The organism is Hungatella sp. L36 (genome assembly GCF_014288035.1).
On the sequence record NZ_JACOPC010000003.1, the window covers coordinates 426899 to 451767 of the forward strand.

Genomic DNA, 24869 nt, shown 5'->3' on the forward strand with positions numbered 1-24869 from the left:
CGCTGGAAGCGATGGTGTAGGCTGAACTGCTGCAAAATAAAAAATCCCCCATAAATGGGAGGGGCCGGCAGTAACCATCGAGTTACTGCCGGCCGAGTATGAAAAATAAAAAGTCAATGTTAAAAGGGTGGGGTTCCTTTACACTATTTAGTATAGGAGAAAATTGTGTCATAAATTTGTCCGCACCATAAACATTTCATAAAAAAACTTAAAGAAATATGAGGAAATCTTGAAAAATGGGAGAAGAAATATAAAATCCGGCGGGAAGCCGCCAAATGGGTGCCGAAACCGCCTGTTTATGGTATACTAGCCGGTAGAAGACATCGATCGCGGACTGCGATTGAAGAGAGCCACAGATGATATCCATAGAACGGAATATCCATAGAAAGGAAAATCCCCATGCTTTATTATGAATTTTACGAATCCGCACTGGGTCCGCTCACCATAGGAGATACGGACGGCGCGGTGAGCAGTATCAGCTTCGGCAGAATCCCTCTGAAGGAGGGCGTTCAAAAGGAAACAGACTTAACGCTTCAGGCCGCTAAAGAGATTGAGGAGTATCTGGCCGGTGAGCGCACGGCATTTGATCTGCCGTTGAGACCGGAGGGAACACCATTTCAGAAAAGAGTCTGGGACGCGCTTCTGACCATTCCTTATGGGGAGACGAGAAGCTACAGGGACATTGCGGTCCTTGCCGGAAGCCCGAAAGGATTCCGGGCGGTGGGGATGGCCAACAACCACAATCCCATCCCGATTCTGATTCCGTGCCACCGGGTAATCGGTGCGGATGGGAGCATGACCGGGTATGGGGGCGGACTTCCTATTAAAATAAAGCTGCTGGAAACAGAGCGGGGAGGAGAGTAACGTGCAGCTTCCATTGGTGAGTATAATTGTTCCAATTCACAATTCGGAGAAGACACTGAAGCGGTGTGTTGACAGTATTTTAAAGCAGGATTACCGGGAACTGGAGGTATTTCTGGTAGATGACGGAAGTGATGACGGGAGTCTGGCAATATGCCGTGAGTACGCAAAGCAGGACGCCAGGATCAAAGTAATCCGCAAGGAGCAGTCCGGGGTATCCGACGCCCGCAATCTGGCAATGGACCAGGCAGAGGGGAAATACCTGCAGTTTGTGGACAGTGATGACTGGGTCACCCCGGATGCCACGAGGATGATGGTATCCGCGGCAGAGCATAGCTCCTGCGATATGGTCATCACCCATTTTTTCCGTGTCAACCATGATAAAATAAGAAGAAAAGGCCATATCAAGGAATACGAGGTTATGACCAGGGAAGGCTTTGCGGAGCACATGATGGAAAAACCGGCCAACTTTTACTATGGAGTCATGTGGAATAAACTGTACCGCCGGGACATTTTGAACACACATATGCTTCGATGCAGCAGGGAGCTGAACTGGTGTGAAGATTTTCTGTTCAACCTTCAGTACCTCTGTTACGCGGAGCGCATCTGTGCGCTGCCGTATCCCACCTACTATTACGTGAAGACGAAGAACAGCCTGGTGGCGAAGGAAGCCACGATGAAGAATACGATACAGACGAAAAAGTTTATATTTACCTATTATAAAGAACTTTATGAAAATATTGACCTCTACGAGGAAAATAAAGGAAAGATCAATCGATTCCTGATCTCCATCGCTTCGGACGGCCATTGAGAGGCCCGTTTTCCGGCCCCGCATGGCGCGGATTCCGGCCGATAACAAAAGGAAAATAATGAGAACATGATAAACAGAACATAAAGTTTATTAAGAATTGTTTGTGATTCTTTCGGTTCTTTTAATACACTATACAAAAGAATCTGAACATGTTATAATCCTCTTCGTCGCAACAAGTTAAGACAGATTATGAGGAGAGATTATTATGAGAAAGAACAGCAGGATCATTACGCTGGCAGTGGCGGCAGCCGTTATGATGGCAGTAACTGCGTGCGGATCAAAAGATAAGACAGAGACAACCGCTTCCACAGAGGCAACGACAGAGGCAGTAACCACTACCGGGGCAGAGACGACAGCGTCAGAAGTTGAAAGTACAGAGGAAGAAGACCAGGCAGAAGAGGAAGAGATGGATGAGGCTGATGAGGCCGCAGAAGAAACTACCGCATCTGCAGCGGGCGAGATTGGTTCCGACGGCGTATTTAAGGCAGCCAACGGCAAGTTTGAGATCAAGGTTCCGGCCGGCTGGACCATCGATGAGGGAAGCGACGATGAATATGTGACCTTCCTTTCCGCAAGCGGTGACGACATGCTGGAAATAATGATGATCAGCGGCAGTTCCGCAGACTCTATCCGTGAGATTTATCCGGATACAGCGGAAGAATACAAGAATATGGTGAGCCGCGGCGATGACATGGCGATTCTTTCCTACGATGTGAAGACGAAAGATGACGGAAGCCAGACCTTCCAGTACTCCATGAAGTACACGAATCCTAACGATGGGATTCACTACCTTGCTGAATCCGGTTCTTATGACGCGGCAAAGCAGACCTACTCCTGTGCGACAGGAACGGTTATGTCAACCGATGAGGCCGTTTCCAAGCAGGTCGAAGAGGCAGTAAAATCATTTAAGATTAAATAATCCGGTTTTGACGGATTGGAACAAGTAAGAGAAAAGGGATATGACCCGGAGTGATGGGGTCATATCCCTTTTTCTTCTGCCGTAAGGCGGATCAGACTGCCGCCCAGAAGGGGGACATCCTCCTCCTGATGGGTACTGATAATCGCCAGCTTTCCGGCTGTCTTCTGTTTGACAAATTCGATGACCTTTCTTCGTGTGTCCTCATCCAGACCGGTAAACGGTTCATCCATGAGGACCGCGTCAAATGGCACCGCCAGCGCCCGGCAGACGGCAACACGCCGCTTCATTCCGCCGCTTAAGGTGGAGACCGGCCGGTAGATGGATTCTTCGGGGAGAAGTTTACATAAATCTTCCTTTACGGCCTCACGTATTTCCTTCGTTACCTTTGGGAAGACCATCAGCACATTATCGAGGGAAGAGAAAGATTCACACAGGCGGTTCTCCTGAAAGACCGCCGAGAGAAAGGCGCCCTCTGTCCCGGATACCGTTCCGCTGTCAGGCTGGTCGAGTCCGAGGAGAATCCGGAAGAAGGTGGTCTTTCCCGAGCCGGAGGTGCCCATGAGGCAGTATATGTCTCCGGTCCGGAAGGTCTGGCTGACCTGGCTGAAGACTTTTCGCCCGTCAAACGATTTTGAGAGATTCGTTACTGTAATTTCCATAGTGATTGTCTCACGCACCCCGCTTTCTTTTCGCTCTGTTCTGTCGTTCTGCCGCCTTTAGGAGCGCGATGAAGACCTTTTCAAACAGGCCGCTGATGACAATGATTACCAGAGTCCAGGCGAATAAATCCGCTGTGCTCAAATAAATTTTCGCCATGTAGAGTTTTTCACCGATGGAGTGGTCGGGCACACCGATGACCTCGGCCGCGATACCGGATTTAAAGCTCATGCCCAGACTGATATTGGCACCGCTTATGAGATAGGGAAGCAGGGCCGGCCAGTAAATGTAACGGAATTTCTTCCAGCCCGACATATGAAAGACCCTGGCCATCTCCAGAAGCTGGGGCTCCGCGCTGTGAAGCCCGGCGATGGTATTGATGTAGATCATGGGAAATACCACCAGAAACGCGATAAAGACCGACAGGTTTCTGGAACCGATCCAGATCAGCGCCAGAATGACGAAGGAAGCCACCGGCACCGATTTGACCAGAACCATGACGGGTTCCAGCAAATCCTTTAAGAATGGAAAACGGCAGGCGGCGCTTCCCGTCAGGATGCCGGCCAGGAACGCACCTAAGAATCCGGTGCTGATTTTGCCGAAGGTAAGACCAATCGTCCTCCAGAATTCCGCCGTGGAGATCTGTGCAATCAGCGCCCCCGCAACCTCCGCGGGGCCGACCAGGATGATGGAATTGTGAACGGCAATGCTGATAAACTGCCAGAGCACCAGCCAGAAACAGATGATGCCGGCTTTTCGCCCCAGACCTGATGGTTTCATGGTGTGACCCTCCTCGCTTATTTTGTCTGAACTTAACCGTACTAAATTTACCAACCAGCTTACTGCAAAGATTCAGCGGCCGGAGACCGGCCGCCGGATACATACTTACCTATTGATTATTTATGGCATATAAAAAAAGTCTTTCGCAGGAAGCTCGCCGCCCACTGTGGTCGGGTCCATTTCATACAGAGCGGAAAGATATCCGTAGAGCATGTTTTTCATATCGCTTCCGTCAATATAGGTAATGCTGCAGTATGGAATTGCCTTTTCTGCCACCGGGGCCTTTTCGATGATGCCCGCGGCTGCCACGAGTTTAGCTGTCTCGGCTACGTTCTCATTGGCAAATGCGGCAGATGCTTTCTGTTCTTCCATAAATGTTTTGACTGCATCACTATGCTCTTCGAATAATTCGCCGCGGCAGATGGTTACACCCGTTACGAGGCTTCCGCCGTCCTCACCGGATACGGCTTCCCATTCCCTGGTCAGATCGAGAACCATTTTGAGGGTGTCATTCTGGGCCATGGCCACTGTGACGAATGGCTGCGGAAGAAGTCCGATGGCATCCGGCTTTTCTTTTAAGAGAGCGGCAACCTCGGTCGGCTCTGATTTATATTCGAGAGTGACGTCATCCGTGGTCATACCATTTGCCTTCAATAAGTACTGAAGTGCGTAATCCGGTGTCGTTCCCTTGCCGGTTAAGTAAACGGTTTTTCCTTTTAAATCCGCGATGGATTTGATGGAGTCATCGGACGATACTACGTACAGAACTCCCAGAGTATTGATATTTAAAACATTAACGCCGTGGTTGGTCTTGTTGAAAATGATGGAGGCCATGTTGGAAGGCACCAGAGCGATATCGAGATCTCCGCTCACGATCTTTCCAAGCAGTTCATCGGCTGCGGTCACCATGGTGAATTCATAGGAACCTTTTGCCTCACCCTTTGAGGCCTGATCCATCAGCTCGACCAGTCCCATGGAGGTAGGCCCTTTTAAGGAACCGACACGGAGCGTAAAGTCAGAAGACGCAGCACCGGCGCTTTCCGTCTCTGCTTCCGTTTCAGGAGCTGTTGTGGTTTCTTCTTCAGTTGTCTCGGCAGCAGTCTCTGTGGCAGCCGCTGTTGTGGTTTCCGCTGCTGTCTCACCGCCGTTCTTTGCACATCCGGTAAGAGCCGCCGCCGTCATGGCAAGAGCCATGAGTACAGGTAATACTTTTTTCATAATTATCATCCTCGCTTTCTGTCCGTTTCAATAACCCGGCGGCATAGTCACTTGACTATGAAATAAAAAAACCACACCAAAAAAGGCATGGGGAATCCCGCGATCGATGATTTCTCCTCGCCTTCTCCGTCAGGTAATCCTTTCGGGTTAGAACGAACAATTCCAGTATACCATTACCTGGCAGGTTTTGTCAAAATGTTACTGGTTTCCATTTTACCTGTTCAGATCTATTAAAAATTGTGATATACTGTAATTACTTATACTTATATCACAGAAAGGAAATAAAGGAGGATAAAGACAAGATGAACGAAGTATATGAGAAACTGCAGGGCTGTTTAAAGAGTGTGCGGGAAAAGACAGATTTTAAGCCGGAGATTGCACTGGTTTTAGGCTCCGGTCTGGGAGAATACGCGGAGGAGATCGAGGTTGCCGCGGCCATTGATTACAAAGATATCGAAGGTTTTCCGGTGTCTACGGTGCCGGGACACAAGGGCAGGTTTATCTTCGGCTATGTAAACGGCGTTCCGGTTGTGATCATGCAGGGCCGCGTTCACTTCTATGAGGGGTATCCGATGAGCGATGTGGTGCTTCCCGCACGGCTCATGGGACTTATGGGGGCGAAGATCCTGTTTCTGACCAACGCCTCCGGTGGAATTAACAGCACATTCCACGCGGGCGATTTCATGCTGATTCGTGACCATATCGTCTCCTTTGTGCCTTCACCGCTGATCGGCGCCAACATCGACGAGCTGGGGCCGAGATTCCCTGACATGAGCGATATCTACAGAAGAGAGCTGCGTGACATCATAAAAGAGACGGCGAAGGAAGAGGGCATTGAGTTAAAAGAGGGCGTGTATTTACAGCTTACCGGCCCCAGCTATGAATCCCCTTCCGAGGTATCCATGTGCAGGACGCTGGGAGCGGATGCGGTCGGTATGAGCACGGCCTGTGAGGCTGTGGCGGCAAACCATATGGGAATGGCTGTCTGCGGTATTTCCTGCATCACCAACATGGCGTGCGGCATCAGCAAGGAGCCTTTGAGCCATACCGAGGTCCAGGAGACCGCAGACCGTGTGGCGCCGCTGTTCAAGCGCCTGATTACGGCCTCTGTCACAAAGCTGGCAGGCAGATAGCTAGTACAGCGTTGCGCAATTAACGGTGAATATAGCACCCGCTATCTACGCCAGGAGCACGCCCACGAAGCTAACCGTAGGGTCCACTACGCCGTCGCTTCGTGGACGCACACCTGACGCAGATATCAGGCATCCATTAATTACGCAATGCTGTACTAGACCAATAGAAAGGGGAATATTGATCTTATGGATAAGAAACTGTCAGAGCGGATTCTGGCTTCCGCCGGAGCGAAGAAGGCGTCTCTGGTACTGAAGCATGGAACCGTTGTAAATGTATTTACCGCCGGACTGGAACAGGCAGATATCGCCATCGAGGACGGCTGTATCGTGGGACTGGGGGATTATGAAGGGGTAACGGAAATAGATTTAAAGGGGGCAGTCGTCTGTCCCAGCCTGATAGACGGCCACATTCATCTGGAGAGCTCCATGGTGGCCCCGGGAGAATTTGAGCGCACTGTCATTCCCCACGGCACCCAGGCCGTCATCACCGATCCCCATGAGATCGCCAATGTGGCGGGCACCCAGGGAATCCAATTTATGATGGAGCGGACGGAGGGGCTGACGCTGGACGTCTTCTTTATGCTCCCATCCTGTGTGCCGGCTACCGGTCTGGATGAGTCTGGAGCCGTGTTATCTGCAGATAAGCTGGAACCATTTTATAAAGAAGAGCGTGTGCTGGGCCTTGCAGAGCTGATGAATTCCTACGGCACCACGAGGGCGGACCGGGGGATTCTCGACAAGCTTTCGGGCGCTCTCGACAGGAATAAGCTGGTGGACGGCCACGCCCCCGGCCTTTCCGGCAAGGAACTGAACGCCTACGTGACAGCCGGTGTGAAATCGGATCACGAGTGTTCCGATGCTTCCGAAGCGATCGAGAAGCTGAGCAGGGGCCAATGGATCATGATCCGGGAGGGCACGGCTGCGAGGAACCTGGAGGCGCTGATTCCGCTGTTTCAGGAGCCATATTACCACCGGTGCATGCTGGTGACGGACGACAAGCATCCGGGCGATTTACTCCGCCTCGGCCACATTGATTATATCATCCGGAGAGCCATAAGCCTTGGCGCCGATCCGGTTCACGCCGTAATTATGGGTTCCTACAACGCGGCTCAGTATTTCGGATTAAAAGACCGGGGAGCGGTAGCGCCGGGATACAAGGCGAATCTTATCGTAGTGTCGGATCTTGAGAATTTCCGTGTGGAGCAGGTATATAAAAATGGAAAGCTGGTAGCGGAAAATGGTTCCATGAAAGAAGGAATCCTGGCTGCGGAGATAAAGCACATAGACACGCCCGTAAGGGTCGGAGATTCCTTTCATTTAAAGGAGATCGTGCCGGAGCAGCTCCATATAGAAAAAAAGAGTGATCAGGTGCGGGTATTATGTTTAACGCCGGGCGAGCTGACCACCAAGGAACGTCTGGTATCATGGACTGAAAAAGAAGGATACGCCCCAGGTGTGGATGTGGATCAGGACATCGTAAAAATGGCAGTATTTGAGCGCCACCACGACACCGGCCACATTGGGCTGGGCTTCCTGGGCGGCTACGGACTGAAAAACGGTGCGGTAGCGACCAGCATTGCCCACGATTCCCATAATTTAATCATTGCAGGAACCAACGATGCCGACATGGTTCTGGCCGGAAACACGGTACGAAAGAACCGCGGAGGCCTGGCGGTAGTCGTGAATGGAAAAGTCCTGGGCGAACTGGCCCTGCCCATTGCCGGATTAATGAGTGAAGAAGCGGCGGAAGCCGTAGATGAAAAGCTTGAAAAGCTAAAAGAAGAAGCCGGAAAACTGGGAATCTCGAAGCTGATCGATCCGTTTATGACTCTGGCATTCGCCAGTCTGCCGGTAATTCCGAAGCTGAGGTTAAACACATATGGACTGATAGATGCAGAAAAGCAGGAGATCGTGGATGTCATGGTTAAATGTATGTGAAAAAGTACAGCACAGATGAAGTTTTCTGATTGATAATAATATGTCAATGTGAGATAATGTACGCAAAGGGCAGAGCCAGGCAGATACACCCGAAGCCGGCGCGGAATATGAAAAGCCGTTTTTGCCTTTCATATTCCGTGTCGGCTTCGGGTGTATCTGTATGGCGAGCGAAGCGACCCTGGAATGCCGGAGGCATTTCAGGGCTCTGCCCGCACCCCCGCCACTATGAGCGACCATTCAAACTAAGTATTTTATTTAAACCACCACCACACCCATCACCACCACCACAACCAAACACAAGATATTGGAGGGAGATTTTCATGAGAGTTACAATCTGTATAGGAAGCGCATGTCATTTAAAAGGTTCCAGAGAAATCATCGCCCAGCTCCAGCAGTTGGTAAAGGAGAATCATTTAGAAAGCAAAGTAGACTTAAATGGTTCCTTCTGCAGCGGAAACTGTGTCAACGGGGTTTGTGTAACCGTAGACGGCCAATTATTCTCTTTAAAACCAGAAGACACAAAGGAGTTTTTCGATAAAGAAATCGTAGGGAGGCTGTAATCATGGCGATTATTGATTTCAAGGCTACGAAATGCAAGCACTGTTACAAATGTGTCCGCAACTGTGAAGTCAAGGCGATCATGATTAAAGATGAGCGGGCCGAGATTATGCCGGACAAATGCATTTTATGCGGAAAATGCATGCAGGTCTGTCCACAGTCAGCGAAAACGCTGGTAAGCGATTTAAACACTGTAAAAGGTTACATAGCGAATCACATCCCAACCGTCGTATCCATCGCCCCATCCTATATGGGATTATTAAAATACAAGACCATCGGCCAGATTAATGCAGCCCTTCGTAAGCTGGGCTTTGCAGATGTCCGGGAGACGTCGGAGGGCGCAGCCATGGTGACGGCTGAATACGCACGGCTTCTGGAAGAGGGGGAGATGGAAACGATCATCACCACCTGCTGTCCGAGTGTCAATGACTTAATTGAAATCTATTATCCCCAGCTGGTTCCCTACATGGCGCCGGTGGTCTCGCCGATGATTGCCCACGGCAAGATGCTGAAGGAAGAGCTGGGATCGAATGTAAAGGTCGTATTCTTAGGCCCGTGCATCGCCAAGAAGAAAGAAGCGGGCGATGTCCGCCACGATTCCTGTATCGACGCGGTCTTAAACTTCAACGATATCAACCGCTGGCTAAACGAGGAAGAAATCACCATCGAGGACTGTGAAGACATTCCGTTCCGCCATCTGGATCCCAAGGTCAACCGCCTCTATCCGGTCACCAACGGAGTCGTGAATTCCGTTCTTGCCACAGAGGAGAAGAAGGACGGCTATCGGAAATTCTACGTTCACGGCGCCAAGAACTGTATCGATCTATGCGAAAGCATGGTGCGCGGTGAGATAAAAGGCTGTTTCATCGAGATGAACATGTGCTCCGGCGGCTGTATCAAGGGGCCTACCGTAGAGGACGAGAGCATATCCAGATTCAAGGTGAAGCTGGATATGGAAGAGACTATTGAAAAAGATCCTGCAATAAAGAGCGAGGTTGAGGAAATCGTCAATAAGATCTCCTTCCAGAAGATCTTCATGGACCGTTCTCCGAGAGAACCGATGCCGACAGAGGCCCAGATCCAGGAGATCCTTAAGAAGACGGGGAAGACGAAACCGGAGGACGAGTTAAACTGCGGTGCCTGCGGTTATTCCACCTGCCGGGAGAAGGCCATCGCCGTATTCCAGAAGAAAGCCGAACTGGGAATGTGCATTCCGTTTATGCATGAAAAGGCCGAATCCTTATCAAATCTGGTGATGGAGACATCTCCGAATATCGTTCTGATCGTGGATAAGGATATGAAGGTTCTGGAGTATTCTGCGGTTGGAGAGAAGTATTTCGGGAAGACGAGGCAGGAAGCCTTGAATATGTATTTGTATGAATTCATCGATCCGTCGGATTTCCAGTGGGTCTACGATTCCCATCAGAATATTCATGGAAAAAAGGTGACCTATAGCGAATATAATTTCTCCATGCTCCAGAATATTGTTTATATTGAAAAAGAGGACGTGGTGCTCGCCACATTTATCGATATCACGAAGGAAGAGGAGCTGGCGAAGCAGGAGTATGAAAAGAAGCTGGAGACCATCGATCTGGCGCAGCGGGTAATCCATAAGCAGATGATGGTAGCCCAGGAAATTGCCGGTCTGCTGGGTGAAACGACAGCGGAAACAAAGACCACGCTTACAAAGCTCTGCCGGTCCCTGCTGGATGAAGGAAGTGAAAGCGAGGTCAAGTGATGGGAGTAACAGTAGACGTTGCATACAAAAGCCTGAATAAGTTCAACGAGGTCCTGTGCGGCGATAAGGTGGAACTGCTCCAGACGGAGAATTCCAACATCATGATTCTCGCCGACGGCATGGGAAGCGGAGTCAAGGCCAATATTCTGGCGACCCTGACCTCGAAGATATTAGGAACCATGTTTTTAAACGGCGCGACTCTGGAGGAATGCGTGGAGACGATCGTGGAGACGCTCCCGGTCTGCCAGGTGCGGCAGGTGGCATATTCCACCTTCAGTATCCTGCAGGTATTCCATAACGGAGACGCCTATCTGGTGGAATTTGACAATCCGAGCTGTATCTTTATCCGTGCCGGAGAACTGGTTCCGATTCCTCAGAATATCCGTGTAATTCAGAACAAGAAGATCAACGAGTACCGTTTCCGGGTAAAAAAAGGAGATGCCTTGGTTCTGATGAGCGACGGCACCATCCACGCCGGAGTGGGGCAGCTTCTAAACTTTGGCTGGCTCTGGGAAGACATCGCCGCCTATGCGCTGAAACAGTACCGGATCACGATCTCTGCGATTCGTCTGGCCACGGCACTCAGCCGGGCCTGCGACGAACTGTACCAGTTCCGTCCCGGAGATGACACGACGGTGGCTGTCATGCGTATCATTGACAGGAAACCGGTGCATCTGATGACAGGACCCGCCAGGAACCCGGAGGATGATACCGCCATGGTGGCCGAGTTCATGTCGGGAGATGAATTTACCAAGCGTGTGGTCTGCGGCGGCACCAGCGCCAATATCGTGGCCAGAACCACGAAGAAGAGCCTGGACGTCTCGCTGGATTACAATGATCCCGATATTCCACCGATCGCCTACATCGATGGCATTGAGCTTGTCACGGAAGGCGTTCTCACCTTAAACCGCGTTCTCCAGCTGCTGAGGCGTTATGTAAAGAACGAGGCGGTCACAGAAGAATTTTTCCTGGAGCTGGATAAACCAAACGGTGCGTCCATGGTGGCGAAGATGCTGATCGAGGACTGTACGGAACTGAAGCTGTACGTTGGAAAAGCCATCAACAGCGCATATCAGAACCCTGGTCTTCCATTTGACCTCGGTATCCGCCAGAATCTGGTGGAGCAGTTAAAACACACGGTGGAAGAGATGGGAAAAAAAGTTACGGTAACTTATTATTAATGAGATTTGCTATAGATATCCATTCTGCTTCCGGCAGATGGAAGTTACGAGGAGGAAAATTATGGTAACAAACGATGCAACATTACTTCGCATAAAACATCAGGTATTGTACGAGGTGGCGAAAATGGCGTGGGAAGGCCGTCTGGAGCAGCACAGGGAAGAGATTCCCTACAAGATGCTTCCGGGCCCGAAAGCACAGTTCCGCTGCTGTATCTACAGGGAACGTGAGATCATCAGAGAACGTGTTCGCCTTGCAGAGGGCTTATGCCCCAGTGGAAAAGATACGAAGAACATTGTACAGGTTATCAGCTCCGCCTGTGAGGGATGTCCCATTGCCCGCTACGTCGTAACCGACAACTGCCAGAAGTGTATGGGAAAGGCATGTCAGAATTCCTGTAACTTCGGAGCCATTTCCATGGGCCATGACCGTGCCTATATCGATCCTGAGAAATGTAAGGAGTGCGGCAAATGTTCCCAGGCATGTCCATATAACGCAATTGCAGACCTGACCCGTCCGTGTAAGAGAAGCTGTCCGGTAGACGCCATCACCATGGATGAGGACGGTATCGTCGTAATCGACGAGAGCAAATGCATCCAGTGCGGCGCCTGTATCCACAGCTGCCCGTTCGGAGCGATCGGTTCCAAGACATTCCTGGTGGATGTCATCAACCTGATCAAGGCAGGCAAGAAGGTAGTTGCCATGGTGGCGCCGGCAACAGAAGGCCAGTATGGACCGGAGATTACCATGGCCAGCTGGAGGACTGCGCTTAAGAAGATCGGTTTTGCAGACATGGTGGAGGTGGCCTTGGGCGGCGATTTAACCGCGGCTGCGGAAGCGGCAGAGTGGGCGGAGGCATATAAAGAGGGCAAGAAGATGACGACTTCCTGCTGTCCGGCATTTGTCAACATGATCAAGCAGCATTATCCGATGCTGCTCGACAACATGTCAACGACCGTATCCCCGATGTGCGCCGTATCCAGAATGTTAAAGGAAGAGGATCCGGAGACCATCACCGTCTTCATCGGGCCGTGTATCGCAAAGAAGAGCGAGACTCTGGATTTAAATATTAAAGACAACGCGGACTATGCCATGACGCTGGGCGAGGCTCACGCCATGATGGTGGCTAAGGGCGTGGATTTAGAGCCGGAAGAGAATACTCTTCAGCAGGGCTCTGTATTCGGTAAGCGTTTCGGCAACGGCGGCGGCGTAACGGCAGCAGTTCTGGAATGCTTGAAGGAGACCGGCGAAAATGCCGATATCAACGTCATGAAGTGCAACGGAGCCGCAGAATGCAAGAAGGCCCTGATGCTGCTTAAGATCGGCAAGCTGCCCGATGATTTCGTGGAAGGCATGGTCTGTGTCGGCGGCTGCGTCGGCGGCCCCAGCAAGCACAAGAGCGAGACCGAAGCCAAGAAAGCCAGGGACTTACTGATCGGCCAGGCGGATAAGAGAGAAGTTCATGAGAACTTAAAGATGCAGGGTGCAGAGCAGGTGGCAATGCACCGGCATTAGGGAGTTAGGGACGAATCGTGAAATAGAGAAGACAATGAATTAGAGAAGACAATAAATAGAGAATGAAGAAATGGAAGCCCCGGCGGATGAGCGAATCAGACCGGGGGTTCCATTTTTATTTTGATTGTATTTCTATACAATGTGTAGTAAAATAAACATAAAATAAGAGTACCTGGAGAGTCGCCTTATCACTGTAAGGAGGCTGGTACGTAAGGAAAAAGAAGAAACAAAAGGCAAGGGTGTTTAACACATCAAAGCAGAACATTAGTCTTCATGTTTGCCATTATTATGAAGAGGGCGAATTGGAACAATCAGGAGCTGTCAAGGCTTCCTTGACAGTTCAGAATGAAGGAACACGCAAGGTTAAGAGAACAGTAAGATATGATAACCTGGATGTTATCATATCAGTCGGTTACAGAGTGAAATCATTGCGTGGCACGCAGTTTAGAAAATGGGCCGATCAAGTAACCACAGGTAGTGATACCAGATACCATAAATGGGAAGGGATTGCAGTTGGATAGAAATGTAAATGTAATAACAGATTTGAAAGGAAATAAAATTGTACTGATAAATGATATTATCTTTAAGGGAAAACGCAATGTGAATTGGAAAGATGTTGAGCAATATCTTAGACAATATGTTGGCGAGTTTTATGCGATTACGGATACAAAGAAGATTGTTTTCATTGGTTCAGACTTGCCGGATGAATATTCTAATTCTAACTATACGCATAAATTAAAGGGGGCAAGTGCAAAAGCAAAGGCCAATGCAGCACAGGGCTTACCAGAAATGATAGGAATTGCAACTGGAAAACAGTATGAAGAAAATCGGAAGAATAAACACAGCCAAGACGCAAAATATGGCTGGTATCGTTATGAATCCCGTTTCGCATTACCTGTTTTTGATGAAAATAGGGAGGTTGAAAGGTATAATGTGTTTCATGTTTTGATGCTTATGAGATACGCAAAAGACGGAAAACTTTATTTATATGATATTATAGCAATAAAAAAAGAAACGAGTAACCTTTTCCAGTCCGAAGACCTTACTCAGTAAAAGAACCCATTTCCTTTAATTATTATGATAAAGACTGTAATTGAATTTGTCAAGAGGAATTTTTGTTTCTGGCGAATTATGGTAACAGTTCAGCCGCGTTTCCGGCTGCCGCGGTCCGTCACGGTGCTTTCGTTTCCCGGGCTTTTCCAGTGACTTTGCAGGGTGCAGGGACGGACAGGAGCCGTTGGTCTTATGGATCATTTCTTTCCATTATCTCACAATCACATAAATCAAATACACCAGATACATCGCCAGCATGAAAGCCCCCTCCATACGGCTGATGCGGTTCCGGCTGCGGCAGAGGATCCATGTAATGGCGCTGGCAATGATTAAGAATCCTATGTCATAAACCGAGAACGGGTTGACTAGGAGCGGGTGGATCGCGGCGGAGGCGCCGAGAACCATTAAAATATTAAAGATATTGGAGCCGATGACATTTCCCAGGGCGAGGCCATTCTCGCCTTTGCGGGAGGCGACGATGGAGGTGACGAGCTCGGGGAGAGAGGTGCCCAGGGCGACGATGGTCAGTCCGATCAGGTTCTGGCTTAAACCGAAAGACGCGGCAATGGCGCTGGCATTTTCCACGACTAAGTCACCGCCCCAGACGATGGCGGCCAGTCCGCCCACGATGTAGACGGCGCAGCGCAGCGGCGGAAGCGTTTTGACCTCCTCTGTGGTGACGATCCGGTTGACCAGGGCGTCGCGGACGGTCAGCCCGACAAATGCCACAAACAGGACCAGAAGGAGGATGCCATCCACACGGCCGACGGTCTGATCGAATAAGATCATTGCGAACAGGACAACCGCCACAGCCGCCGAGGCCGCATAGTCCCAGCGAAGCTTGACGGCAAACGGGCGGATCGCACCGCAGGCTCCCAGTACGACCAGGAGATTAAACAGGTTGGAACCGATCACATTTCCAACCGCGATATCATTATTTCCTGCGATGGAAGCGGATATGCTGACCGATAATTCCGGCGCGCTGGTTCCAAATGCCACGATGGTGAGTCCAATGATGATGCTGGGAATGCGCAGTGCTCTGGCAACAGAGGAACTGGCCTCCACAAAGTAATCGGCTCCCTTGATCAGCAGCAGGAACCCCAGGATCAGAAATACGTACATCATAAATAATTTCCCTCTTTCGTTTGTTAAGTGCTCTTGTTAAAAAAGGAAGAAGGCCGAAAAAAAGCGAGACTTTTATTGCACGATAAACTAAGATCATGCAATAAAAGTCTCGCTTTTTATATGTGCACCGGTTTCCGGCAAAATTATATTCCAGGTGGAACAGATCTTTTGCGGAAACGGGAATGTCGGCTACACAGGACACGGATTAACGTGCAAGCTACTCCCTTTTACCGGGTATTAGTATATCCAGTTTTCGGGGAAAAGTCAAGCGGCTTTTCATGCAGCAGCTTCTGCAGCTCCTCCGATATTCTTCCCAGCACGGCGATGACTTCTGTAACGTTCTCCTCCCGGTTCTCGGAAAACGCATAGTAGGCGCCGTAGATCTGATAACTCAGAATGAGATTTTTCACCGGATCATCCTGGTATTCCGGATGGCGTTCATAAATCAGCTTTTTTAAGCTGGATTCGATCTTCTGGATCAGACATCCGCTCCGGCTGCCCGAAAACAGCGTCTGGATCAGGGCGTCCCTGGAAAGATAGGCCAGAAAAAGCTCCTGGGTGAACGCGCCGGGATTCTCCACCATGTATTCCGGATGAGCCAGAGAATTGATGATGGAAGTCACGATCTCCGTTTCCAGGGAATCGGATAACTCATAGATGTCCGCATAGTGGAAATAAAAGGTTGACTTGTTGATCTGCGCCTTTTCACAGAGCTCCTTAACCGTGATCTTCTCCAGCGGCTTTCTAGAGCGAAGAGCGATAAATGCGTTGACGATGCTCTGGCGTGTTTTCTCTATTCTTAAGTCCATACCTGTTACACTCCTTTCCGACGATTTTACGAAACCGTCGTATATCCGACAGTTTTGCAAATCCGATGATGGATAAAATAAAAAAGATTTTCTATAATCAATTATAGTAGGAAATCGGACGGTTGTCTATTTTCTTTGTAATCAGGGATCAATTTTTACAGGAGGAAACGGGATGGACTATTATGGCTTTTATACAGGGAAAGAATTTACTGCCTATGAGTATCTGGGGGCGCATATTCAGGAAAATGGAACAGTATTCCGCACCTTTGCCCCCAACGCCGCGCGGATATCTGTGATCGGTGAATTTAACGGGTGGCAGGAGACTCCTATGGACAAGGTGTACGACGGTAACTTCTGGGAATGCTTTGTGCCTGCGGCTGAGGCGGGGATGATGTATAAATACAGAATCCATAAACGGGATGGCTCTTTTATCGATCACTGTGATCCCTATGGTTTCCTGATGGAATTAAGACCTCATTCGGCTTCGCTGATCTGCCGGCTGGGAGACTATGCATTCAGAGATTCAAAGTGGAAGAAGAAACACAGAAGCGGTTTGGACAAGCCGCTTAATATCTACGAGATGCATGCAGGCTCCTGGCGGAGAAAAGAGGGGGCGGAAGGGGAGGATGCCTGGTATTCCTATACGGAGCTGTCGGAGCTTCTGATTCCGTATTTAAAAGAGAACGGATACAATTACGTAGAGCTGATGCCGCTGTCGGAGCATCCCTCCGATGAGTCCTGGGGGTATCAGAACACGGGATTTTACAGCCCTACCTCCAGGTATGGAACACCTGCGGATTTGAAGAAATTCATCAATCTCTGCCACAGGCAGGAGATTGGTGTAATTATGGATTTTGTGCCGGTCCATTTCGCTGTGGATGATTATGCGCTTTGGAATTATGACGGGACGGCTCTTTATGAATATCCTCACAGCGACGTGGGACGGAGTGAGTGGGGAAGCTGCAATTTTATGCACTCCCGCGGGGAAGTCAGGAGCTTTCTCCAGTCGGCGGCGAACTACTGGCTGGAAGAGTTCCATTTTGACGGTCTGCGCATGGATGCGGTGAGTAATCTGATCTACTGGCAGGGAGATACCGCCCGCGGGGAGAACCGAAATGGTATTGGATTTCTGCAGGAGATGAACCGGGGGCTGAAGAATCTGCATCCGGAAGCCCTTTTAATCGCAGAAGACTCATCTGCCTACCCGGGGGTGACGAAGGCCGTGACAGACGGAGGTCTCGGTTTCGACTACAAGTGGGATATGGGCTGGATGAATGATACGCTGTCGTATTTCCAGGCGCCGCCGGCGGAGCGGAAGCAGAGATACCACCAGCTAACGTTTTCCATGCAGTATTTTTATAAGGAACGCTACCTGCTTCCGTTATCTCATGACGAGGTGGTCCACGGGAAAGCAACAATCCTGCAGAAAATGTATGGAGATTATGAGGGGAAATTCCCACAGGCCCGGGCGCTTTACCTCTATATGTTTGCCCACCCGGGGAAGAAGCTGAACTTCATGGGCAATGAATTCGGACAGCTTCGCGAATGGGATGAAAAACGGCAGCAGGACTGGGAGATCTTAAGCTATCCGGTCCATGACGCATTTCACCGTTTTATGATGGATTTAAACAAATTGTATTCAGAGAATCCGGCTCTGTATGAGATGGACTACGACCCGGAAGGATTCCGGTGGCTGGACTGCCATCAGGAGGAACGGCTGATCTATGCGTTCGAACGCCGGAGCGGGAAGCAGCGCATTGCGGCAGTTTTCAATTTCTCAGATGAAGTACAGGAGGGATATGTCCTGGAGGTCAAAGAGGGATCAAGTCTGTCCCTGCTGATTTCCAGTGAGATGGAGAGTCGGGAAAAACAAAAAATTCCGCTTAAGGAAGGCAAAACGGTGATCTCTTTGCCACCGTATTCCGGTAGGTATTATCTGGTGGAGGAATAACAGAAAATAGAAAAATCCCCCGCCGTTCCGGGGCACATAGGTGCATACCGAAACGGCGAGGGGGTGACTACGATGTCGTATTACAATTCATCTGTGAGATTAAGCGCCTTTTTCATCGCTTCCAGTTCCTCATCTACCCGCGATTTTGACTGGTCGCCGTATAAGGCATCCAGTTCCGCGGCCGTGCTGCCTCTTCCGGTCAGCTCTTCTTTGGCTTCCGCTTCATGAAGCAGCCGGTTGGCCTTTTCTTCCATGCGGTCAAACTGGCTCATTAATCCCGCAGCGGTGCCCGCAGATTTCATCTGGACTTCTCCGGCCTGATTCTTTACCTTGGCTGTGCGTACCGTGTTTTTCATGGCTTCGGCGCGGGCCTTCGTCTTTTCTAAGCCCGCTGTCAGCTTCCGGTAGTCTTCCTCGGCCTTATCCGCCTGTACTTTGACGGTTACGTAACTCTGCATCAGAGTCGGCCTTAAGTCTTCCTGATCCTGCTTTAATGTGATCGCCTGTCTGGCTTTCTCCTCATTGCCATCCCGCAGGGCGCGCTCGGCGTAGGTGCCGTACTTCTTGATCTCCGCGTCGCAGGCGTCCACCTTTGCCTTTGCTTCCCTGGCAGAGGCCATGACAGAGGCAGTGCTTCCTAAAAGATCCTTGATGGCATCCTCGTACTTCCTGACCATCTGGTCGGCCATCTTCTCCGGATCTTCGGCTTTGCTTAAGAGTTCATCGATGTTTGCTGATACGATATCCTTAATTCTTCCAAACACATCTAATCCCATATATGCTCGCTCCTTTTTAACTCCGGCAGCTAAGGACTGCGAATAAGGGCCTGTGAGCCTAATTCCGCTTATCCAGAACTGCTTCTACAATCTCCGCATTGGAAATCTCCTGTTCCATGTTGCGCTGGCCGTCTTCCTGGCCTCCGCCGTTAATATTAATATTCGTAGTGGTCTTGCCCAGCACATCCGCGTCGATGATCTCCTTGAAATCGATGCCTGTGGTCTCCCTGACGGTCTCGATCGTCTTGGCAAGGACGGAACCTACATTGCCTGCCAGACTTCCAACGCCGCCTTCTCCGGTGCCGCTGCCGCTGTCGATCACGGTGATCTTCTCGATTCTGGAGAGCGGTTCTGCGATCTTGCCTGCCATCTCCGGAAGGATGCCTACGATCATCTCTGTTATGGCTGCCGTATTGTACTTATTGTAAGCCTCAGCCTTCTTTTCCATACCTTCGGCTTCCGCTAACAGGGCGGCCTTGATACCTTCTGCCTCAGCCAGCTTCTTCGCGCGGATACCTTCCGCCTCAGCCAGCTGCTTTGCACGGATACCTTCTGCTTCGGCCAGCTGTTTGGCTCTGGTGGCAGCGGCTTCCGCCTCTGCCTTCATGCGGATCGCAGCGGCCTCTGCCTCTGCTTTTTTCGTCTCGGCGATCGCGTTCGTCTCGGCGGTGGCAAGACCTCTCATTCTCGTTGCCTCGGCTTCCGCGTCGGCCTGTTTCTTAAGGGTCTGGGCGGAGGCGTCGGCTTCCGCTACTTTCTTATATTTTTCAGAATCGGCAATCTGAGCCTGTTTTTCTCTCTCAGCAATAGCCGGCTGTACAACTGTGGCCTGCAGGGAGGCCTTGGCTGTCTCTGCCTGGCGCTCCGCCAGCTCGCGGTTCTTTACTTCCTTGGAAATCTCTACCTGTACGGCGGCCTGCTCGATATCTTTCTGGCGCTCCTGACGCAGAAGCTCTGCATCCATCTGTGTCTGAATGACATCCTTCTGGGTAATGTTCTTCTGGATGTCGTAAGCCACGTCGGCCTGGGCCTTCGAGGTCTGGATTTCCTTCTGGTAGGCCTGTTCCTTGATTAACTTTTCCTTGTTGGCGGCACTGATCTCCGCCTCGGTTGCCAGCTTCGCCTGCTCACCGTCTCTGCGGGCCTCGCTGACTTTGATCTGACGCTCGCGCTCTGCCTCAGCCTGCGCAATGTCTGCTTCTTTCTTCTTCTCGGCGATCTGCTTCACACCCAGGGATTTGATGTAGCCGTTTTCGTCCGTCACATCCTTGATGGTGAAAGACATGATCTCGAGACCCATGGTGGACAGCTCGGTGGCCGCCGCTTCCTGTACGGAGTTGGCGAATTTCTCACGGTTGCTGTACAGTTCTTCTACAGAAAGTGTGGATACTACCTCACGCAGCTTGCCTTCCAGGATCTGACGGGCAATCTCTTCCATGTTGAGTTTAACTTCCTTGATGTCCTTGCCGTTGAAACGCTCGATTGCCTTTAAGATGCTGGTGGTGTCGTTCTTAACCTTCAGTACGACGGTGCTGACTACGTTGATCGGTACTTTCTGGGAGGACATACTGTCTTCCGTCGTAATCTCCAGGCTGGAGGCGCTAAGCGATATGTAATCGATTCGATTGATGACGGGAATCACAATACCGCCACCGCCGGTAATTACCTTTTTCTTGATGCCGGTTACGACGCCCGCCTTATCCTGTGGAACACGTTTCCACCAGGACATGATCACCATTATAATCAAAATGACTGCGGCCACAATAATGATGACTGGAATTAGCTTGTTGATTAGTTCGCTCATTTTCGTTCTCCTTTTCTCGCCTTTTCTTTTCCCGGTTACGCCCACGCGCAGTTATGAAACCGCGGACATGAGGTTACGGAAAGCGAAGTGATGTGATGGTAAAGTTTATGTATAAAGACCGGCAGAAATCACCTCAGCCTCTATTCATCATCCATACTGCCGTACCCGGCAAACTCGTCTTTGGGACGAACCACGGCGATCTCGCCGTCAAATTCAACCAGCTTTACCACGGTGTTCTGCTTTAAGACCTCCGATGCGTCCGTGCTCCGGCACACGAAGGTGGTGGCAATGCCCTTGATATTATCGAACTCTACTGTTCCCAGGCCGCCTGCCAAAACCGTATTGATGATCTTTCCATCACACAGATAAAGCTCCTCACGATTCATAGCCTCATTTTCCACCCGTTTTAACCTCCTTATGACCATCTGTACCGCCATCGCAGCCGCATAGCCGATCACGATGGCTGGAATCAGGCTGTTAAACAAAAGTCCCATGCCGCCGAATGTGATGAGCCCGGTACAGATACTCACTCCCGAGATCGGCAGGAAATTCAAGTCAATATCAAAATCAAAATTAAGAAATGCCTCCAGCGCTCCGGATACATTTTCCAGAAATTCACCCAGAACAGACAGCGAGAGCAGTAAAAAACCGATAACCATACAAATGATGTAGATATCCCTCATGGCGTCCCCCTCCGCGGCTGTTTTAAGGCTCCGTGCCTCTGCCAGCCAGCTTCTGTAACGATATCTATTATACCATTTTTCGGTAAAACATACTATCTATCAATTCATACAAATTTCTTAAATTAGTTGAACAAAAATGATATTAATCCGTTGTAGAAAGAATTTAGAAAGCAGTATGGAAGACGGTTTTAAGATAAAGGACTGCATGGAGAAAATAAAGCTTCAATAAAAAAGCATTGCCATGAGAATTGGGTTCATGGCAATGCTTTTTGCTGTGCTGGGAAATCTTACATTCCAGCGAATTTGTTTTTTACTTTGGTGATCTTTTCCTGTGGTGCCTGCTCCATCGGATACCAGCCCTTGGCGGACATCTTCTTGTAAATATCATCCTGCATGCAGAGACTGTCGTTTAATGCACAGTCAAATGTCTGATGAACATTAGCTGTCGATGACTCGATCGTTCCGTGCAGGTATAAGTCACACACTCCCTTGGTGGTAAGGAGTAAGTTTTCCATAATACACTTGTCGTCCATGTTTGCGCCTCCTTACACTAAATTAATGAAATTATCAAAAATCTGCTGATGCTTCTGGGAAATCTGTTCCACACAGGTCTTCAATTCCTGATCCTGTAAATTCGTGATTGCTTCCTGACACTGTGTCTTCAAAAACTTCTCATGACCTAATGCGTCTTCAATATACGTTAATTCCTTTGGACTCATATTATCACCTCCACATTTAGTATGTGAGTTTCTGCTCAATCCATTCCGGCAATTGATTCCTTTTGTGGAGGTGGAAGAATTTTCCTGTAAAAAATCATGGTGAGCACAGTGGCCGCCGTCCATCCGAACGGCCATGCCATCCAGATTCCGGTGCTGCCAAAGTGAGGCGTCAGCAGGCAGGCGAACAGAATACGCAGGATCAGATCGGGGATGGTGGCAATGACAAAATATACCATGGCTCCGGAGCCGCGCAGAATACCGTCGGTCATCAGCTTGATCGAGATCATGAAATAGAGGGGCGATACGATTTTTAAAAACATCACGCCGGCGTTTATGGCCTCCTGACTGCCGGAATCCAGAAACAGCCCCATGATCTGTCTGCTGAACAGGAAATAGAGAGCCACAAACGGCACGGAGGCGATCAGGGAGAGACGGACGCCTTCCCGGAAACCGGAACTGATCCGGCCGCCCTTGCCTGCGCCCAGATTCTGGGCCGTAAAGCCGGACAGACAGCTTCCCAGGGACATGAAGGAGGTGATGGCAAAGGTATTCAGCTTGATGGCCGCGGAGTAGCCTGCAATGATGGCGGAGCCATAGTGGTTGACGATGACCTGGACAAATAGATTCCCCACGGAAAGCACGCTCTGCTGCATAATGCTGGGAACTGCGATTGCCGCGATCTGCTTAAAGAGTCCCCAGTCAAACATGGCGGCTTTTTCGGTTCCGGCCATATTTTTCAGGCGTGAACCGAGGGTCACCACAGCCAGGATACAGGAGACGCCCTGAGCGAGAAACGTGGCCCAGGCGACACCGGCGACGCCCATGTGAAAGCCGGCGACGAACCAGATGTCGAGCACGATATTGCCCAGAGAGGAGCCGATTAAGAACCAAAGGGGCGTTTTTGAGTCTCCAAATGCAGTGAAAATTCCGGTGCAGACGTTATAAAGGATCAGGAACAGCAGTCCGAAGGTGTAGATGCGCAGATACAGGGCGCCGTCGGAGAAGACGTTGTCAGGCGTCTTGATCCATCTCATCATGGGAGCGCAGAAGATGATCCCGTAGGCGGTCAGAAGGAGGCTTAAAGCGACGCAGGATATGAAGGCCGTATGGATGGCTGTCTTCATTCTGCGGAAGTCCCTGGCGCCGAAGAGGCGGGATACGACCACCGACGCGCCTAAATTGCTTCCGGTGGCGAAGGCCATGAAGATAACTGTGATCGGATAGGAGGCGCCGACGGCAGCCAGCGCGTCTTCACCGGCGAAGCGTCCGGCGATCATGCTGTCCGCGATATTGTAAAACTGCTGAAACATGACGCTTACCAGCATCGGCAGCAGGAAACGCCACAGGGTTTTTCGTGGAAGTCCCACGGTTAAATCGGTTGTCATACGGTATCCTCCGAAAAAAATAGTCTAAAGAAGAGTATAGCAGGAGTAGGAAGGGAAGGCAATCGGGAAAATTGGTGATAATTTATATTGTGAAAAAATTATTAATCTTTTACAATGATGAATATAGGAACAAATTATAAGAATGGAGGCAGCCATATGAGACGTGTGATCGACGCCCCGTCCACCTACATACAGGGACCGGGAGAGATAAAGAAGCTGGCGGAGCATTACAGGAGCATTGGGGAGGGCGAAGTACTGCTGATTATGGACCGGTTTGTCCATGACGTTTACCGGGATGCGGCAGCGGAGAGCTTTGAGAAGGAGGAGATTTCCTGGAAGGAAGAGGTGTTCACCGGCGAGTGCTGTGAGCCGGAGATCACGAGACTGGCCGGGATGGCGGAGAACTGCGGCGCCGTATTCGGGATCGGGGGCGGCAAGGTGCAGGATACGGCAAAGGCAGCAGGCCATTATTCCGGAAAGCCTGTGATTCTGGTGCCGACTGCGGTTTCCACAGATGCACCGTGCAGCAGAATCGCCGTTCTCTACCGGGAGGACGGTACCTTTGACCGTTATCTTTCGTTAAAGAGAAACCCTGATCTGATTATTCTGGACACGGAGATCATCGCCCACGCTCCGGTGCGGCTGTTTACGGCGGGGATGGGAGATGCCATTTCCACGTATTATGAGGCTTTTGCATGCCGGAGAAACGGCGCGGTGACGAGGGCCGGCGGCAGCGTGTCCATCGCGGCGGAGGCTTTGGCAAAGGCGTGTCTCGATACAGTCCTCACATATGGGGAACAGGCCAGAAAAGATGTGGAGAACCGGCTCTGTACGGAAGCTGTGGAAAATATTGTGGAAGCCAATACGTATTTAAGCGGAATCGGCTTCGAGAGCGGGGGGCTGGCCTGCGCGCATGCGCTTCACAACGGCCTGGCGCTTCTTCCGGAGCTGTCTTCCGTAATGCACGGAGAAAAGGTGGCGTTCTGTACACTGGTGCAGATGGTGCTGGAGGGCCGGCCGGAGGAGGAGATCAGTCAGATTCACGGCTTCTGCCGGAAGGTAGGGCTTCCGGTCTCGCTGGAAGACATGCATGCGGGAGAAATCCCGGAACACCGTCTGTTCGAGGCCGCGGCCAGAAGCTGCTCACCGGAAGAGACGATGAGAAACATTGGCAGGGACGTGGAGCCGGAGGAAGTGGTGAGGGTGATGAAGCGTCTATCAAAATGATCCGTAGTTAAACATTTTATATGGAATAGA

24 protein-coding genes are annotated in these 24869 nt (G+C 50.4%); 13 read left to right on the plus strand and 11 right to left on the minus strand.

Translation table 11 applies throughout. From position 1 onward, the window contains the following. Positions 1–399: 399 nt before the first annotated feature. From H8S80_RS10815 to H8S80_RS10825, 3 genes are all read left to right on the plus strand, one after another. Positions 400–864: a methylated-DNA--[protein]-cysteine S-methyltransferase gene (locus H8S80_RS10815; protein WP_002604592.1), complete on the plus strand. Its 465-nt coding sequence runs from the start codon at positions 400–402 to the stop codon at positions 862–864. Position 865: 1 nt separating this feature from the next. Further along, positions 866–1672 carry a glycosyltransferase family 2 protein gene (locus H8S80_RS10820; RefSeq protein WP_117622616.1) on the plus strand — a complete coding sequence of 269 codons (807 nt, stop codon included), beginning with the start codon at positions 866–868 and terminating at the stop codon, positions 1670–1672. Between the two features lie 205 nt (positions 1673–1877). Next, entirely contained in the window at positions 1878–2591 is a 714-nt protein-coding gene (locus H8S80_RS10825; protein WP_117633729.1) for a hypothetical protein, read from the plus strand. 59 nt (positions 2592–2650) lie between these two features. On the opposite strand, the gene H8S80_RS10830 is transcribed toward H8S80_RS10825, so the two are convergent. The 3 genes from H8S80_RS10830 to H8S80_RS10840 form a co-directional block, all read right to left on the minus strand. Continuing rightward, the gene (locus H8S80_RS10830; protein ID WP_025531305.1) at positions 2651–3250 is read right to left on the minus strand and encodes an ABC transporter ATP-binding protein; all 600 of its coding nucleotides are present in this window, start codon (positions 3248–3250) and stop codon (positions 2651–2653) included. A 10-nt stretch (positions 3251–3260) separates the two neighbouring features. Then, positions 3261–4028 (minus strand): ABC transporter permease, encoded by a 768-nt coding sequence (locus tag H8S80_RS10835; protein WP_117633730.1) that lies wholly within the window; start codon positions 4026–4028, stop codon positions 3261–3263. A gap of 120 nt (positions 4029–4148) precedes the next feature. After that, positions 4149–5246, minus strand: coding sequence for an ABC transporter substrate-binding protein (locus H8S80_RS10840; protein ID WP_117633731.1), 1098 nt, complete (start codon positions 5244–5246; stop codon positions 4149–4151). Positions 5247–5548: 302 nt separating this feature from the next. Here H8S80_RS10840 and H8S80_RS10845 point away from each other — a divergent pair, with 302 nt between their 5' ends. The 8 genes from H8S80_RS10845 to H8S80_RS10880 all read left to right on the plus strand — a co-directional run bounded on the left by H8S80_RS10845 (position 5549) and on the right by H8S80_RS10880 (position 14360). Further along, positions 5549–6379 carry a purine-nucleoside phosphorylase gene (locus tag H8S80_RS10845; protein WP_002604586.1) on the plus strand — a complete coding sequence of 277 codons (831 nt, stop codon included), beginning with the start codon at positions 5549–5551 and terminating at the stop codon, positions 6377–6379. A gap of 186 nt (positions 6380–6565) precedes the next feature. Next, entirely contained in the window at positions 6566–8317 is a 1752-nt protein-coding gene (gene ade / locus H8S80_RS10850) for an adenine deaminase (protein ID WP_117633732.1), read from the plus strand. 320 nt (positions 8318–8637) lie between these two features. Then, complete coding sequence (locus H8S80_RS10855) at positions 8638–8877, plus strand: (2Fe-2S) ferredoxin domain-containing protein (RefSeq protein ID WP_002604584.1); 240 nt, start codon at positions 8638–8640, stop codon at positions 8875–8877. 2 nt (positions 8878–8879) lie between these two features. Then, positions 8880–10613, plus strand: a complete 1734-nt coding sequence (locus H8S80_RS10860; RefSeq protein ID WP_117633733.1) for a [Fe-Fe] hydrogenase large subunit C-terminal domain-containing protein — start codon at positions 8880–8882, stop codon at positions 10611–10613. Further along, positions 10613–11794 (plus strand): SpoIIE family protein phosphatase, encoded by a 1182-nt coding sequence (locus tag H8S80_RS10865; protein ID WP_117633734.1) that lies wholly within the window; start codon positions 10613–10615, stop codon positions 11792–11794. Before H8S80_RS10860 ends, H8S80_RS10865 begins: the two co-directional genes overlap by 1 nt. 61 nt (positions 11795–11855) lie before the next feature. Continuing rightward, on the plus strand, positions 11856–13307 hold the full coding sequence (locus tag H8S80_RS10870; protein WP_002604581.1) for a 4Fe-4S dicluster domain-containing protein: 1452 nt from the start codon (positions 11856–11858) through the stop codon (positions 13305–13307). A 239-nt stretch (positions 13308–13546) separates the two neighbouring features. Next, positions 13547–13828, plus strand: a complete 282-nt coding sequence (gene rhuM, locus H8S80_RS10875; RefSeq protein WP_080633332.1) for a RhuM family protein — start codon at positions 13547–13549, stop codon at positions 13826–13828. Further along, entirely contained in the window at positions 13821–14360 is a 540-nt protein-coding gene (locus tag H8S80_RS10880; RefSeq protein WP_002604580.1) for a hypothetical protein, read from the plus strand. The genes rhuM and H8S80_RS10880 overlap by 8 nt, the downstream gene beginning before the upstream one ends. Before the next feature lie 210 nt (positions 14361–14570). On the opposite strand, the gene H8S80_RS10885 is transcribed toward H8S80_RS10880, so the two are convergent. Continuing rightward, complete coding sequence (locus H8S80_RS10885; RefSeq protein ID WP_055656614.1) at positions 14571–15485, minus strand: calcium/sodium antiporter; 915 nt, start codon at positions 15483–15485, stop codon at positions 14571–14573. Positions 15486–15712: 227 nt separating this feature from the next. Next, complete coding sequence (locus H8S80_RS10890; protein WP_117633627.1) at positions 15713–16294, minus strand: TetR/AcrR family transcriptional regulator; 582 nt, start codon at positions 16292–16294, stop codon at positions 15713–15715. Positions 16295–16466: 172 nt separating this feature from the next. Here H8S80_RS10890 and glgB point away from each other — a divergent pair, with 172 nt between their 5' ends. Next, positions 16467–18245, plus strand: a complete 1779-nt coding sequence (gene glgB, locus H8S80_RS10895; protein WP_117633626.1) for a 1,4-alpha-glucan branching protein GlgB — start codon at positions 16467–16469, stop codon at positions 18243–18245. 80 nt (positions 18246–18325) lie between these two features. Here glgB and H8S80_RS10900 read toward each other — a convergent pair whose 3' ends face one another. From H8S80_RS10900 to H8S80_RS10925, 6 genes are all read right to left on the minus strand, one after another. Further along, positions 18326–19021 (minus strand): PspA/IM30 family protein, encoded by a 696-nt coding sequence (locus H8S80_RS10900; RefSeq protein ID WP_002604576.1) that lies wholly within the window; start codon positions 19019–19021, stop codon positions 18326–18328. Positions 19022–19079: 58 nt separating this feature from the next. Then, positions 19080–20825, minus strand: coding sequence for a flotillin family protein (locus H8S80_RS10905; protein WP_025531298.1), 1746 nt, complete (start codon positions 20823–20825; stop codon positions 19080–19082). Positions 20826–20965: 140 nt separating this feature from the next. Continuing rightward, positions 20966–21508: a hypothetical protein gene (locus tag H8S80_RS10910; RefSeq protein ID WP_055656622.1), complete on the minus strand. Its 543-nt coding sequence runs from the start codon at positions 21506–21508 to the stop codon at positions 20966–20968. 287 nt (positions 21509–21795) lie between these two features. Further along, positions 21796–22041 carry a spore coat protein gene (locus H8S80_RS10915; protein ID WP_025531296.1) on the minus strand — a complete coding sequence of 82 codons (246 nt, stop codon included), beginning with the start codon at positions 22039–22041 and terminating at the stop codon, positions 21796–21798. Between the two features lie 12 nt (positions 22042–22053). Then, on the minus strand, positions 22054–22227 hold the full coding sequence (locus tag H8S80_RS10920; RefSeq protein ID WP_002604572.1) for a hypothetical protein: 174 nt from the start codon (positions 22225–22227) through the stop codon (positions 22054–22056). A gap of 35 nt (positions 22228–22262) precedes the next feature. Further along, positions 22263–23612: an MATE family efflux transporter gene (locus H8S80_RS10925; RefSeq protein ID WP_029467622.1), complete on the minus strand. Its 1350-nt coding sequence runs from the start codon at positions 23610–23612 to the stop codon at positions 22263–22265. Positions 23613–23768: 156 nt separating this feature from the next. Here H8S80_RS10925 and H8S80_RS10930 point away from each other — a divergent pair, with 156 nt between their 5' ends. Further along, complete coding sequence (locus tag H8S80_RS10930; protein ID WP_117633625.1) at positions 23769–24839, plus strand: glycerol dehydrogenase; 1071 nt, start codon at positions 23769–23771, stop codon at positions 24837–24839. Positions 24840–24869: the final 30 nt, after the last annotated feature.